General features: G+C 50.2%; 13 protein-coding genes. 9 read left to right on the top strand and 4 right to left on the bottom strand.

Translation table 11 applies throughout. From position 1 onward, the window contains the following. Window positions 1-42 precede the first annotated feature (42 nt). The 6 genes from flgM (at window position 43) to AR688_RS00220 (ending at window position 5810) form a co-directional block, all read left to right on the top strand. The gene (gene flgM, locus AR688_RS00245) at window positions 43-333 is read left to right on the top strand and encodes a flagellar biosynthesis anti-sigma factor FlgM (RefSeq protein ID WP_068227595.1); all 291 of its coding nucleotides are present in this window, start codon (window positions 43-45) and stop codon (window positions 331-333) included. Continuing rightward, a complete protein-coding gene (flgN, locus tag AR688_RS00240; protein ID WP_068227593.1) occupies window positions 330-761 on the top strand; it encodes a flagellar export chaperone FlgN in 432 nt (143 codons plus the stop codon). Before flgM ends, flgN begins: the two co-directional genes overlap by 4 nt. Before the next feature lie 34 nt (window positions 762-795). Further along, window positions 796-1227, top strand: coding sequence for a bactofilin family protein (locus tag AR688_RS00235; RefSeq protein ID WP_068227590.1), 432 nt, complete (start codon window positions 796-798; stop codon window positions 1225-1227). Between the two features lie 65 nt (window positions 1228-1292). Next, the gene (locus AR688_RS00230) at window positions 1293-2486 is read left to right on the top strand and encodes a GGDEF domain-containing protein (RefSeq protein ID WP_197412065.1); all 1194 of its coding nucleotides are present in this window, start codon (window positions 1293-1295) and stop codon (window positions 2484-2486) included. A gap of 124 nt (window positions 2487-2610) precedes the next feature. Next, entirely contained in the window at window positions 2611-5043 is a 2433-nt protein-coding gene (locus AR688_RS00225) for a hypothetical protein (RefSeq protein ID WP_068227584.1), read from the top strand. 149 nt (window positions 5044-5192) lie between these two features. Then, window positions 5193-5810 carry a TetR family transcriptional regulator gene (locus tag AR688_RS00220; RefSeq protein WP_068230975.1) on the top strand — a complete coding sequence of 206 codons (618 nt, stop codon included), beginning with the start codon at window positions 5193-5195 and terminating at the stop codon, window positions 5808-5810. Between the two features lie 81 nt (window positions 5811-5891). On the opposite strand, the gene AR688_RS00215 is transcribed toward AR688_RS00220, so the two are convergent. The 4 genes from AR688_RS00215 to AR688_RS00200 all read right to left on the bottom strand — a co-directional run bounded on the left by AR688_RS00215 (window position 5892) and on the right by AR688_RS00200 (window position 12412). Further along, window positions 5892-9041 (bottom strand): efflux RND transporter permease subunit, encoded by a 3150-nt coding sequence (locus AR688_RS00215; RefSeq protein ID WP_068227581.1) that lies wholly within the window; start codon window positions 9039-9041, stop codon window positions 5892-5894. A 15-nt stretch (window positions 9042-9056) separates the two neighbouring features. Beyond that, the gene (locus AR688_RS00210; protein ID WP_068227578.1) at window positions 9057-10211 is read right to left on the bottom strand and encodes an efflux RND transporter periplasmic adaptor subunit; all 1155 of its coding nucleotides are present in this window, start codon (window positions 10209-10211) and stop codon (window positions 9057-9059) included. A 251-nt stretch (window positions 10212-10462) separates the two neighbouring features. Further along, entirely contained in the window at window positions 10463-10867 is a 405-nt protein-coding gene (locus AR688_RS00205) for a hypothetical protein (RefSeq protein ID WP_068227577.1), read from the bottom strand. Between the two features lie 285 nt (window positions 10868-11152). Next, window positions 11153-12412 carry an ABC1 kinase family protein gene (locus AR688_RS00200; RefSeq protein WP_197412064.1) on the bottom strand — a complete coding sequence of 420 codons (1260 nt, stop codon included), beginning with the start codon at window positions 12410-12412 and terminating at the stop codon, window positions 11153-11155. A gap of 249 nt (window positions 12413-12661) precedes the next feature. Between AR688_RS00200 and AR688_RS00195 the strand changes: the two genes are divergently transcribed. The 3 genes from AR688_RS00195 to AR688_RS00185 all read left to right on the top strand — a co-directional run bounded on the left by AR688_RS00195 (window position 12662) and on the right by AR688_RS00185 (window position 14100). Continuing rightward, entirely contained in the window at window positions 12662-13456 is a 795-nt protein-coding gene (locus AR688_RS00195; RefSeq protein WP_068227574.1) for a hypothetical protein, read from the top strand. 110 nt (window positions 13457-13566) lie between these two features. Continuing rightward, window positions 13567-13806, top strand: a complete 240-nt coding sequence (locus AR688_RS00190) for a type II toxin-antitoxin system ParD family antitoxin (RefSeq protein ID WP_068227571.1) — start codon at window positions 13567-13569, stop codon at window positions 13804-13806. 3 nt (window positions 13807-13809) lie between these two features. Next, complete coding sequence (locus AR688_RS00185) at window positions 13810-14100, top strand: type II toxin-antitoxin system RelE/ParE family toxin (RefSeq protein WP_068227568.1); 291 nt, start codon at window positions 13810-13812, stop codon at window positions 14098-14100. The last annotated feature ends 18 nt before the right edge of the window (window positions 14101-14118 follow it).

Below are 14118 nucleotides of genomic sequence, written 5' to 3'. Positions count from 1 at the left end.
CGCCGCTTTATCAGATCAGAGCCAAATTGTGGAATAGACAGTATGCAAATAGATCCGAAAAATCCGCTGCAGGTAAACCCGGTAAACCGGCTGGCGCAAGAGCAACATAGTGCAGAGCAGCCGCAAAGCCCGGCTGCAGGCAAAACTGAAGCAGGCGTAAGCCAGGTTAGCGCCTTTAGCCGTTCACTGGAGCAAACCTTTCAGTCACTGGCAGATAAAGACAGCGTAGATATGGCCAAAGTGCAGCAGCTAAAACTGGCAATTGCCAACGGCGAGCTACAACTGGATGAAGACGCTCTGGTCAGCGCTATGCTGGAAATGCACAAACGATGAGCGCCCAGCTGCTGAAACAATTTATCAGCAGCCTGCAGCAGGATGTGCAGCGGCTGGATCAGCTAAACCAGCTGCTGGAACACCAGTATGAACTGATGAGCCAGCGCGACGGCGAACAGTTGCAGCAACTGAACCAGCAGTCACTGCAACTGATGACGGCGCTCGAACTTAGCCACAATGAACGTGATGTGGTGCTGCAGCAATTTGGTTTGCAAAATAACCGCGACGGTATGCGCCAACTGGTAAGCCGGTTGCCGGCGCCGGTGCAACACGGCACCCGTCAGTTATTGCAGGAGCTGACGTTAAAAGCCCGCTTATGCCACGCCCAGAATGAAAAAAGCGGTAAGCTACTGGCCAGCCAACGCCAGCTAATGCAAAAACTCACCGGGATGCACAGCCGTACCAGCTATCCCGCCATGCCGCTGTAATAGCGGTCAGCATTCGCCACAGGAAGCCAACACCATGTTTTCAGCTAAAGTTACGCAGGATAAAGCCGCTACTAAACACGCAACATTGCTCTCTGAAGGCTGTGAATTACAAGGCGACCTGATGCTGAACTGCAATATGCAGATTGACGGCCGCTTGCAAGGCAATATTCGCAGTGTGCATGCAGTAACCATCAGCCAGCCAGGCCGGGTGCAGGGCAAAATTTACGCCCGCCATCTGATAATCAAAGGCAGCGCCGAGGGCGAGTTTTACGCCGAACAGGTTGAAATTCTGCAGTCGGGCGTACTAAATGGTACCATTTACAGCGATAATCTGAGCATTGAACCGGGTGGCCGCTTTATCGGCGAAGTGCAGGCAGCTGATGCCAACAGAAAAACCGGCAGCAATAAATCGGTATTGCCACTGCGTGGCGCCAGAGGCAAAGTACTGAGTATGACCACTGCATAATATAGTGCCAATTTACGCTGCTTATTAACGATACCGATTAATTATCACCGAGGTTTTGGGTGCATTTGTTTGTTCTGTTACCGCTGTTGCTGATCCTGTTACTGCAATGGCAGTTTGCGCCGCTGGCATCGGCTATCAGTGCCCTGTTTCCTCACATTGTTTATACCATGCTACTGCTAACCGCCATGCTGGCCAGCCTGATGCGGCAATGGCACTGGCTATATGGCCTTAGCCTGCTTGGCAGCCACTATTATGTAGTGCAACAGGCACTGCAGGGCCCGCTGACCGAGCCTGCTACTGCGGCCCTTAGTTTTACCTTGCCGCTAATGTTCACGGTACTGATGTTAGTGCTGCAATTGCAGCAAAAGCCGCAATTACTTACCCCGCGCGGGGTATTGCTGCTACTGCTGATGTTGCTGGCACCACCGGCATTACTATGGTTACCACTGGCCGATTGGCTGGCGTTGTTACCCCTGCCGGCAGCCTTTTTCCAGCCGGTATCAGCACAATTTCTGCTTAGTTGGGGCCAGTTATGGTGGATGGCAGTTATCGCTGCCTGTTGGTTGGGGTTATTAAATTTCTATGCTGCTAACAGCCAGCGCTGGGGCCAGTTTGCCGCCTGGCTGGCCATAATGCTGTTTTATTTGTTGATCCAGCAACCGCAAATGTCAGGCTGGATGACACTGGCAGCCAGCTTAAGTTTATTACTCAGCCTGGCCAGCCAGATGCTGCAGCTGGCCTATATTGATGAGCTAACCCAGTTACCACAGCGGCGCGCCCTGCTTAGCCATTTAAGCCGCCTTGGCCGGCGCAGCGCCGTAACGATGCTGGACGTTGATCACTTTAAAAAATTTAACGACACCTACGGCCATGATGTTGGCGATCAGGTATTAAAACTGCTGGGCTCTTTGCTTGGCAGCGAGCGCGGCCTAAGTGCATACCGCTACGGCGGTGAAGAATTTACGCTGGTATTCCGCCACAACAATAAAGATACCCTGGCAGACAAACTGGAGCAGGTACGCGCAAAGGTTGCAGAGTACCCACTGGTGATCCGCCAGCAAACCCGGCCGCAAGACAGTAAGCAAGGCAAACAACAACGCGGCAATACGCCGGGCAGTAAAACCGTGCATGTCACCATCAGCTTAGGCTGCGCCATCCGCAACCCCGGCGAAACCACAGAACAACTGCTAAAACGCGCCGACGAAGCGCTATACAGCGCCAAAAAAGCCGGCCGTAACAGGGTGGCTTTTGCGCGTTAAGACATAACATCAAACAAACATTTCACATCGCTTTAAAATAATAATTGACTTATTTTTGGCCTGAATATAGAAATAGCACAAATCTTAAACAATTTAACCTACCCCCTAATCAAGGATGATTTTCATGCAAAAATCTTATTTGCAGCCTTCAGTAATGCTGAAGTGGCTGATGTTTTGTGGTGCCTTCGGTTTACTCAGTGCCTGTGGCGGTGGTGGTGACAACAACACCGGCACTACCGTTACAGACACTACCCCGGCTGCCTTTAGTTTTACCGCGCAAACCAATACGCCGTTAAATCAATTGGTTACCACCCCCGCTGTTACTGTAAGCGGCATTAACAGCGCTACTGCTATCAGTGTCAGCAATGGCGAATTCGCTATTAATGGCGGTAACTTTACCAGCAGTAATGGTTCGGTAAGTAACGGTAATACCGTGGTTGTACGCCATATGGCATCAGCACAAAATGCCACTACAACAAGCAGCATTTTAACAATAGGCGGTGTCAGTGCCACTTTTAGCAGCACCACTGTGCCCGCAGCTACCGGCAACGTTGAGGCATTAGTAAATATTACCTTTCCGCTGGGTAAGGCGAAAACTAACAGCAATACAATAAGGGTTACCGGCACTGCCAACAGCACACTGCCATTGGCTAACCTGAGCGTTAATGGCACAGCTGCAACTATTGCAGATCTCAGCGCATCCGCACCCGGTAAAGTATCTGCAGCTCTGTCACCGCCAGATTATGCAGTTAGCTGGTATGCCGATGTTCCATTAACAGCTAACGCAGATAACACCTTAACAGTGGCGGTAACAGATGATGCTGGTAACAGGAATGATAAGGCTGCTACCGTGCAGGTTAGCCGTAAGTTTGCACCTTCAACTTTCAGCTATGATGCAACGGCAAACCGTTTATATGCCGTAGTAGAAAACAACGACCTGGTCAGCATTGACCTACAAAGCTATGAGTATCATGCTCTTAGCAACCTGCAATCGGCACATAACCTGGTATTTGCCCAAGGCACCGGCAAAGTATTTTATGCTAGCGCACTGAACAATAATGTCACATTGTACAGTACTGATATTGAAACGGGCATTGTTAACCAGGTACATACTTTTAGTGTCGCACTGCAAAATAGTCAGTTTATTAACCTGACGGATATCGTTTATGCCGACGTTACACAAACGCTGTATTTTATGCTGGTCTACCCATCCAGTGACCGAGCGTTATATTTGCATGAATTGTATGGATTCAACCTTAACTCAGGTGTTTTATCATTAATCTCCAGCGATTCTGTCGGCAATGGCCCACGGTTGGAAACCAACAAATTACTCGCAGTCAATAATATGCTACTTGGCTTTACCTGGGAGCGGGAAGGCCTGATTAGTATTGACCCCGCCACAGGCAACCGCAGCTTATTAATAGACGGTATAGCCGGCCACAATATGGTTCTGGCAAAAGGGGAAACTGATAATATTATTTACACCGCCGGTTTTGCTGGTGTATTTCGTATTGATTTAACAGCGCAGGAAATAACCAATATTTCGCCGGAAGCAGAGCAAGACATCTATGTTACCGAGCAAATACAAAGCCTGGCACTGGATGCTCAGGGTAACCGCTTACTGCTGAGTGACTCCACAGCTGGCCTAGTGCTGGCGGTCGATTTAACCACAGGTGAACGTAGTAAAGTGCTAAGCTCTGGCGTAGGTGATGGCCGCTACCTGTTGATGCCTCAGTTTATCGCTACAGACACCACTACAGATACTGTATATCTGCTGGATGCCAATACTAATGCCAACCAGGCACTACTGGAGGTAAATCTTAGCACTGCCAATCGTAGCTTTGTTACCGATAGCAATGCCTTACCTGATGATATTGCTGCCGATTTATTACTAGACAAAGCCCGTAACCGCTTAATTGCTATTTACTATAACCAGATAGTGGCTATCGACTTAACCAGCCGCGCTGTCAGTACACTAAAAACCAATAGCGGAGCTGCAGGCATAGCGGTACAAACCTTTAACGGCGGCGTAATTGACAGTGTAAATAATAAGCTGTTGATAAGCGCCTTCCATACAGATAATACATTGATAGAATTAGACTTAATTACCAACCAGCACCAGTTGCTGTCAATAACACCTGCGAATACCAATGCACCGGTAAGTGGTATTGTAGATATCGCCTTAAATGCAGATGGCAGCAAAGTTTATCTGCTCAGCCAGCACACCGGGGTTATTCATCAGTTGGATCGCAACTCTGGTGTAGCACAGGTGATCGTCAATGAATGTCTCAATGCATCGGGCATGAATATGCTGGACACTGATTACACAACGCTGCACAACATTATTTATAATCCTTATAACGACAGTGTGCTCATTACGGCCAATGCCGTACTGGAAGTAAACCTGGCCGACAACAGTTGTGTGGCTTACGGCAATAATGACGACAGTTATATTGATGTAAGCCTGACCAGCGATAATCAATTGCTGGCAACCGAACAGAATAAGCTACTGCACTACGATCGTATTAATAACCAAAGTGTGGTGATTTCACGCTAAAGGTTTTTTCTCTGCCGTACCACCAAATCCCGCTGCGGCGGGATTTGTTTTTCTTCTGATCCTGTAACCACATTGGGTTAGGCCCCAATCGGCAAAATATGGTAAAATTGCTGCCGTATTACGCAGATAACAGGGTTAAAAGACAACAAATGGCAAGACGTACCAAGGCCGAAGCCGAAAGCACCCGGGCAGCTATTTTAGATGCCGCAGAAGTGTTGTTTTTTCAGCACGGTGTATCGCGTACAACACTGGAAAAAATCGCCGTGGCCGCCAATGTAACCCGTGGCGCTATTTATTGGCACTTCCAGAATAAAGCGGATTTATTCAATGCCATGCTGGAACGGGTACGTTTACCGTTTCAAACGCTGTTAACTGAAATAGACAATAACCCCACCGACAACCCTTTTGACCAAATCCGTAATTTAATGATTAACGGTTTGCAGCTTATTGCCTCCAGTGATCAACACCACCGCGTGCTGACTATTGTATTTCACCGCTGTGAATATATTGATGAGCTAAACCCGGCGGTAAATAAGCAGGATGAACTGGATGAGCAAACCATTGCTATATTGCAACGGGCCTTTGAACGCGCAGCGCAGGCAGGTTTACTTCGTGATGGTATCTGCCCCTATCTGGCGGCAACAGCTTTACATATGTATATGGGCGGCATTATCAGTAACTTCTTACTGCGCCCGCAGCAGTGTGATTTACAACAACATGCCAGTGCGCTGGTAGATGCCATGCTGCAGGGCCTGAAAAAGCCATAAAAAAACCGGCAATTCAGCGTGGGACCGAAAAGCCGGTAAAGGTACAAACCTGACAGGGCAGCGTTGCTGCCCTGTATTCATTTAAGACTGCTTCACCACTTTGGTATCATCTTGTCCGGCATCATCCTGCTGCGTGGTTTTAGCTTTTGCTGCAAACACCCGCATTATCACCAGATAGAACACCGGTACCAGAAACACAGCCAATACTGTTGCTGAGATCATGCCGCCCAGTACACCGGTACCAATGGCATTACGGCTGGCAGAACCCGCGCCACTGCTGATCACCAACGGTAACACCCCTAAAGAAAACGCCATTGATGTCATAATAATGGGCCGTAAACGTAAGCGCACTGCCTCTAATATGGCATCTACCAGCGCTTTACCCTGCTGTTGCAGTTCACGGGCAAACTCGACAATTAAGATGGCGTTTTTCGATGCCAGCCCCATGGTGGTCAGTAAGCCCACCTGAAAGTACACGTCGTTACCCAGGCCGCGCATATAAGCGGCGGTCAGTGCACCAACAATACCCAGCGGCACCACCAGTATTACCGCAAAAGGTACGCTCCAGCTTTCATACAATGCCGCCAGACACAAAAACACCACCAGAATAGATAACGCATACAATGCCGGTGCCTGTGAACCAGACAGTTTTTCCTGATACGAGGTTGCCGTCCATTCAAAACCAATACCGTCTGGTAACTGGCCAATTAAGCGCTCCATGGTGGCCATGGCATCACCCGAGCTGGAGCCCGGTGCCGGTTCACCCTGAATTTCCATTGCCGATACACCGTTGTAGCGCTCTAACCGCTGTGGGCCGTACACCCAGTCGCTGCTGGCAAAAGAAGCAAAGCTCACCATTTCGCCGTTGCTGTTACGCACATGCCAGCGTTTGATATCTTCCGGTGTCATACGAAACTCAGGCTCAGCCTGCACATACACTTTTTTCACCCGGCCACGGTCAACAAAATCATTAACATAGGTAGAACCCCAGCCAATTGACAGCGTTTGGTTTATATCGCTAAGCGATACGCCAAGCGCCTGCGCTTTTAGCTGATCCACGTTAATTTGTAACTGCGGGGCATCTTCCATGCCATTTGGCCGCACACCTACCAGGCCTTGCTCTTGCGCTGCCATACCCAGTAACTGATTACGCGCATTCAATAATTCCTGATGCCCTACGCCACCACGGTCTTGCAAAAACAGCGAGAAACCCGTTGCCCGGCCCAGCTCCGCAATAGGTGGCAGGTTAAAGGCAAAAATCTGCGCTTCTTTTACGGTACTAAAAAAGCCCCAGGCGCGGCCAATAACCGCCTGCACACTATCTTCCGGGCCACGATCACCCCAGTCAGCCAACCGCACAAACGCTAGGCCCATATTCTGGCCCCGGCCGGCAAAGCTAAAGCCCGATACGGTAAAGACCGATTGCACCGCAGCCTCAGAGCCATAGTGCTCGGCCACTTTATCCATTACGGCCTCAGTACGCTCCTGGCTGGCACCGGTTGGCAGTTGTACCAGAGATAAAAATACACCCTGATCTTCTTCCGGCAAAAACGAGGTGGGTAAGCGCATAAACATCAGCGCCATAACAGCCACAATAGCGCCATACACCAGCATCGACCGCTTAGGCCGTGCCAGCATGCCGGCGACACCGCGCTGATAATTACGGTTGGTGCTGTCAAAACCGCGGTTAAACCAGCCAAAGAAACCGCCCTTGGCCTGATGATCGCCCTTAATGGGTTTTAACATAGTGGCACACAGTGCCGGGGTAAAAATTAACGCCACCAGCACCGACAACGCCATGGCTGTTACAATGGTAATAGAAAACTGCTGATAAATTGCCCCGGTAGCACCGCCAAAAAACGCCATAGGCACAAACACTGCCGATAGCACCAGGCCGATACCTACCAAAGCGCCGGTGATCTGGCCCATAGATTTACGCGTGGCTTCTACCGGGCCTAAGCCTTCTTCGCTCATTACCCGTTCAACGTTTTCAACCACAACAATGGCATCATCTACCAGCAGGCCGATGGCCAGCACCATACCAAACATGGTTAAGGTATTAATGGTAAAGCCAAAAGCCGACATCACACCAAAGGTACCCAGTAACACTACCGGTACCGCAAGGGTAGGAATTAACGTAGCGCGGAAGTTCTGTAAAAACAGATACATCACCAAAAATACCAGAATAATGGCTTCAATCAGCGTTTGCACAACCGAGCTGATAGACACCTCAACAAAGGGCGTGGTGTCGTAAGGGATCACGGTGGATAAACCAGCCGGGAAATAAGGCTCCAGCTCGGCCAGTTTAGCCCGTACCGCATTGGCGGTATCCAGCGCGTTAGCGCCGGTGGCCAACTCAATGGCTAAACCGGTGGCCATTTTGCCGTTATAACGGGCAATAACTGAGTAATCTTCACCGCCCAGTTCAATACGGGCAACATCAGATAGTTTTACTGTCGAGCCATCAGCATTAACCCGCAGTAATATCTGGCCGAATTCTTCAGCCGATGTCAGCCGGGTTTGCGCCAAAATAGCGGCATTAAACTGCTGGCCCGGCAACGCCGGAGCACCACCTAACTGGCCGGCAGTTACCTGGTTATTTTGCACCTGAATAGCCGAGGTGACATCGGCCGGTGTCAGCTGAAACTGGTTTAACTTATCAGCATCCAGCCATACCCGCATCGCATACTGGCTACCAAATACCTGCACATTACCTACACCCAGCGTACGGCTTAGCGGGTCTCTTACGTTGGCTACCACAAAGTCGGATATATCATCACGCGCCATGCTGCCATCTTCAGAGATAAAGCCGACAACCATCAAAAAGCCGCCGTTAGACTTGGCTACCCGCACGCCGTTTTGCTGCACTTCCTGCGGTAATAACGGTAACGCCTGCTGCAGTTTATTTTGCACCTGCACCTGGGCAATATCCGGATCAGTACCGGTTTCAAACGTCAGCGTCAGGCTGACATTACCGGATGAATCGGTATTAGCCGACATATACATCAGGTTATCCAGGCCGTTCATCGCCTGCTCAATTACCTGGGTTACTGCATCTTCTGCCGTTTGCGCCGCAGCACCACGGTATGAAGCACTGATACTGATTGCCGGTGGCGCTACACGTGGGTATTGCTCTACCGGCAGTTGTTTAATCGACAACACCCCGGCCAACATAATTACTATTGCAATTACCCAGGCAAAAATAGGCCTGTTGATAAAGAAATTTGCCATCTGCTACTCCTGAGTTTACTGCGCAGCAGTATTAGCGGCGTCGTTTTTAGTAGCAGCTTGCGCTGTAACCACTTTAACCGTGGCACCCGGCTGCACTTTTTGCAGGCCTGCCACAATCACTTTTTCACCCGCTTTAAGGCCCGACAGCACCTGCCAGCTTTGCTCAACAGTACGGCCGGTTTCAATAACGCGGGCTTCTACTTTGTTTTCGCTGTTTACCAGCATGACCGACGCCTCGCCTTTAGGCGTGCGGCTCACCGCCGCCTGCGGCACTAACAAGGCATTATCATCGGTACCGTGATGCAGGCGCGCCCGCACAAACATGCCTGGCAGTAAATCGCCGGTTTCATTCGGAAACACCGCCCGCAGCGTTACCATGCCGGTGCTGGGGTCTACATTCACTTCAGAAAACTGCAGGCTGCCTTTGTGCGCATATTCACTGCCATCATCCAGCAATAAATCCACGCTGACTTTTTCGCTGTTGTCGCCACTGTGCTGGCGTTTTAACCGCAGCAGCTCACTGCTTGATTGGGTTAAATCAACATAAATCGGGTCTAACTGGCGAATGGTAGCCATTACCTGAGCTTGGTTTGCTGTTAACAGCGCGCCTTCAGTAACCGCAGAGCGGCCAATCTGGCCGGCGATCGGCGCGGTAATTTCGGTGTAATTCAGGTTAATCTGCGCGGTTTGCAGCGCAGCTTCACTGCTGGCTACTGCGGCATCAGCCTGCATCAGCGTCGCCTGGGCATCATCAAAATCCTGCTGGCTTACCGCTTTGCCACCGAGCAAACCTTTAAAGCGGTCGGCTTTAAGCTTCGCATTGTGCTGCACGGCTTTGCTGCTGGTAAGGTTGGCTTTGGCATTAGCCAGTGCGGCCTGGTAAGGCGCGGCATCAATTTTATACAGTACCTGGCCCGCTTCAACCAGTTGGCCTTCAGTAAATAAACGCTGCTTTAAAATCCCGTTCACCTGCGGGCGGATCTCGGCCTGGCGATAATCCGTAGTGCGGCCCGGTAATTCGGTAGTTAACGCCACAGACGACTGGCTTATTGTGACCACCTCAACCTCGGGTGTGGCTGCCCCCTGTGCTCCGGCTTGCTCCGGCTCGCTACAGGCTACCAATAACACGGCCAGCACTGATGCACTTAACAGCTTAATATTTACACGCATACAAACTCCTGTGAGACACTGCCCCAACACGCTGTGCACAGCATAGGCAGAATAAGACTGGCAATATACATACAGGCTTGTATGTAATCAAGCGTGAACTAATCGCTGCGCGACCAACGGTGCAAAAACGCTGACCAACAGCAAAAATGTTCAGGATAGTAATGTCTAGTATAGTCTCGTCAGAGCAAAGCGGCAGAGGCGCCGGGCAGGCCAAACTCCGGCTCTGCCTTAGCGCCTGTGTTGTATAGCGCTTATTGGTGTGTAAGGGGTTTAGCGGTGTCCGGGGTGGGTGCTACCGGCAGCTTGCTGTCTGCTGGCTTGTTGTCGGATGCCCAGCTGGCCAACCAGGGCTGAATAGTGGCATTGGCTAATACTGCTGTGGTTTCAGAATATGCCGGCCGCGGGTAAGATTTATGGTCAAGAGCTTGCACCATATAAGATGAAGCAAAAAATACACAAGCTCCCAGGCCCAGCGCAGCTAAGGCATTTTTATAATCATCGTTGTGGCGGGTAATAAAAAATAACATCAACATGGCACAACAGGCCGCCATGTAAACTGCGACATAATTAAAAACATTATTACCGACAACAACACCCACGGTATAAATGCTCAGATACACCAGCACCGGTGCAGCCAACATAAATGTAGATTTCATATACCTGTACATGGTGTAAGCTCCTGTCGTTAAAGGTTAGTTGTTATCTGCAACCTAATTCAACGTTATGCCAGCAAAAAACAAACCAACCATACAATATTGTTTTTATTAAGATATTTAAAAGCTCCTTGTTTTGCTTATGTAGTTTTTACAAAAAGATTGGATTTTTTTCCTGCCATGCAGCGTTGCTGCCGGTAAAAAACAGTGCAGAGGGAAAAGGCGGTATTGTTAGTATCACGCACGCCACTCAAAGCGGTAACAGCGCGCGCACATTAACTCTGGCTTTTAGCCGCGCGGCCAGTAAATACAGGCCGGCAATTTTGCGGTGTAAAAAATGGCATCTGCCGGTGGCGCATGCCAGTAATTCTGCTGTAGGCTAACGGCGGTACCGGCTTCGCGCAGGCGCAGAGCTAAATCGGTATCGCCAAAATCAAACACCGCATCCTGCATCAACGGCTCACAGGCCATCGCGACCAGTTGCAGCACAGCCTGCTTCTGCTCTGGCACTATCTGCTGGCTAAAAAAACCAATCTCACTTAATGCCTGCGCCATTGCCGCGTTATCCTGTACCAGGGCGGCAGTAAATAAACGCCGGTAGTCCTGGCTAAACTTTGGGCTGTAACGGCGGCAAGCGCCAAAATCCAGCAGCACCAACTGCTGTGACGCAGGGTTATATAAATAATTGGCAAAATTAGGATCGGTTTGCACCAACCCAAATTCAAACAGCTCGCGAAACAGCAAAGCAAATAATAACTGCATTACCCTGTCACGCTCGGCCTGGCTATGCTGCGCCAACGACTCCACTGGCACACCGTCAACAAAGGTCATCGCCAGTATATTGGCCGTGCTCAGTTCAGCTATAGGTTCAGGCAATAAAAAGTCGCTGTTGTCGGCCAGCAACTGGCGGTACTCCTGTAAATACGCCGCCTCTTGCAGGTAATCAGCCTCGGCTTTTAATTGTAGCTTGGCCTCTTGCAGCAGGCTTTGGTAATCCACCCCGGCGGGCAGTGAACCACTAATGCGTAGCAGCGTAGCCACATTATCTACATCACTGTCGATACTGTGTTTTACACCGGGATACTGAATTTTTATCGCCAACCGGCGGCCATTATCATGATACGCCTGATGCACCTGGCCAATAGACGCCGCCGCTAACGGCGTAAAGGTAAAATCAGCAAAATGCTGCTGCCAGTTATCGCCCCACTCGGCCTGTAACACCGCCGCCAGTTGCTTTACTGGCATAGGGTTCGCCCCAGAGCGTAACCGGGCCAGAATATCGCTCAGCGTCGGTGGCAACATATCGCCGGCATCCATCGACAACAACTGCCCCACTTTCATCGCCGCACCACGTAAATGCGCCAGCTGATCAGCCACCCGGCGCACATTCGCCGGAGTCAGCAACATATCGGTTTTCGCCGGTACCTTACCCTGCGCCAACTGGCGCGCACCTTCAGCCAGCATGCCACCGGCAACCCGCCCCGCCAGCGACGCCAAACTGCCCAAACGGGAAAACCGATGCGCCGGAACCTTAGACCCTGCCGCCATAAATACCCCAAAGCTATTCAACAGTTAAGCTATACGCCAAAGCCGTGGGGTTAGTTTGTTTATATGTGGCAAAACACAAACTTCGGCTGATAGTTGCTTAGGTTTATCTCTAAGCTTTGAAACAGTATAAAGCACAGGTAGTATCAAAGCGTTTGTTGCGAAACCACGGCCAGTTACTCCCACCAGCGACCACCAAAACCTCAACACCAACTACCAATTTGGTTATAATGTCCAGCTTTGGACGCTGCTATGGCTAACGATACCCACTACCACCTGCTTGTGCCCACCCATAGCAACAGCTTTAATACCTGCTTTTACTGCGGCTGTATTGCCGCTACGCATGACTATGCGCCGCCGTTGCAGTATCTGGAGTTTTACCTTGCTACGCGCGAGGCCAGTGAGTTTTTAAAAATTCCGGTTTGTAATGAGTGCCATGAACTGGTTAAACCCTGCAAGGCCGGCACTTTGGATGAACGGCACAAATTTGCCAAAACCAAACTGGCTAAAAAGTATGCCAAGGCGCTGAGCATTTATGACATGTGGACAGTGGATGAGTTAGCGGCGTTAGATTTTAGCCTGCGCCACAGTATTGAAGCGGGCTTAAAGCTGGGCGCGGAAACCACAGAGCGGCTTAACTTTTTTGGCTTTGACTATGAAGCCGGTGGTATTAGCCAGCAGGTGCAAGATAGCGCCCCGTTGCACTTTGAGGTGTTTGGCGAGAGCTTTGATACTTTTCGTGAAGCACTGGATTTTGCCAGTAAGGCTTACCGCATCCCGAAAAACGCGTTAAAAGAAGCCTTTGCCGATAACGGCAATAGCTTTGAGCAGGCGATCCAGGCAATTCACCAGCAAGTGGCAGAAAAAGAATTTAACCAGCAGCTAAAGCAGCAATGCGCCGCCTTTGCCAAACAACATAAACAAGCAGTGATTTTTGTGCACAAACAGGTAGAGCGTTACCTGAGCGAAAACGCCGACATGACGATAACCGAAGCGCTGCAGCACTTATATGACACCAGAGTAAAGCCGGCAGCAGCCAGGCGTTAAATTTAACTTAAGCCATAGTTGTGCCTGGTTGGCCTAAGACTGATGAGCAAACTTGACAAAGTTTGCCATAACAGCACAATTAGCTTAACTGCAGTAACAGAGACAAGCCAATGGCAACCATGAACGTATCACTACCCGATGGCATGAAGCATTGGGTAGAACAACAAGCACAAACCGGCCGCTACAGTAATGCCAGCGACTACGTGCGGGACCTTATTCGGCGAGATCAGGAACGGGCAGCCAAAGTAGCCCACCTGCAGCAGCTGGTTGATGAAGGCATAAACAGTGGCCGGGGACACCGCACTATGGCACAGTTGGAAGCTGCGGCCCGTGCGAAACTGGCGCAATAACGCATGGCTTATATTCTTAGCAACAAAGCTGAAGAAGATATAATTGCTATTTTTGTCACGGGTGCAGAGCAGTTTGGCCTGATACAGGCGCAGCGTTACCACCAGCAATTAACCACTACTTTTGAGTTTTTGTCTGACAACCCGCAAGCAGCGCCTGTGCGCGAAGAACTTATCCCACCTGTGCGGCTGCATCCTGTCGGTTCACACCTGGTTATTTACCAACTTGAAGATGACAGCAGTATTTTTATTGTTCGCGTGCGCCACGCGCATGAAGATTGGTTAAATAATAACTAACTGCTAAACCTCTCACTT

The organism is Rheinheimera sp. EpRS3, from assembly GCF_001513785.1.
GTDB lineage: Bacteria > Pseudomonadota > Gammaproteobacteria > Enterobacterales > Alteromonadaceae > Alishewanella.
This window is presented reverse-complemented; position numbering and strand designations above follow the sequence as displayed.

Coding starts and splice junctions, on each gene's coding strand:
- flgM (WP_068227595.1), top strand. CDS start 43: ATGCAAATAGATCCGAAAAATCCGCTGCAGGTAAACCCGGTAAACCGG.
- flgN (WP_068227593.1), top strand. CDS start 330: ATGAGCGCCCAGCTGCTGAAACAATTTATCAGCAGCCTGCAGCAGGAT.
- AR688_RS00235 (WP_068227590.1), top strand. CDS start 796: ATGTTTTCAGCTAAAGTTACGCAGGATAAAGCCGCTACTAAACACGCA.
- AR688_RS00225 (WP_068227584.1), top strand. CDS start 2,611: ATGCAAAAATCTTATTTGCAGCCTTCAGTAATGCTGAAGTGGCTGATG.
- AR688_RS00220 (WP_068230975.1), top strand. CDS start 5,193: ATGGCAAGACGTACCAAGGCCGAAGCCGAAAGCACCCGGGCAGCTATT.
- AR688_RS00215 (WP_068227581.1), bottom strand. CDS start 9,041: ATGGCAAATTTCTTTATCAACAGGCCTATTTTTGCCTGGGTAATTGCA.
- AR688_RS00210 (WP_068227578.1), bottom strand. CDS start 10,211: ATGCGTGTAAATATTAAGCTGTTAAGTGCATCAGTGCTGGCCGTGTTA.
- AR688_RS00205 (WP_068227577.1), bottom strand. CDS start 10,867: ATGAAATCTACATTTATGTTGGCTGCACCGGTGCTGGTGTATCTGAGC.
- AR688_RS00200 (WP_197412064.1), bottom strand. CDS start 12,412: ATGGCGGCAGGGTCTAAGGTTCCGGCGCATCGGTTTTCCCGTTTGGGC.
- AR688_RS00195 (WP_068227574.1), top strand. CDS start 12,662: ATGGCTAACGATACCCACTACCACCTGCTTGTGCCCACCCATAGCAAC.
- AR688_RS00190 (WP_068227571.1), top strand. CDS start 13,567: ATGGCAACCATGAACGTATCACTACCCGATGGCATGAAGCATTGGGTA.
- AR688_RS00185 (WP_068227568.1), top strand. CDS start 13,810: ATGGCTTATATTCTTAGCAACAAAGCTGAAGAAGATATAATTGCTATT.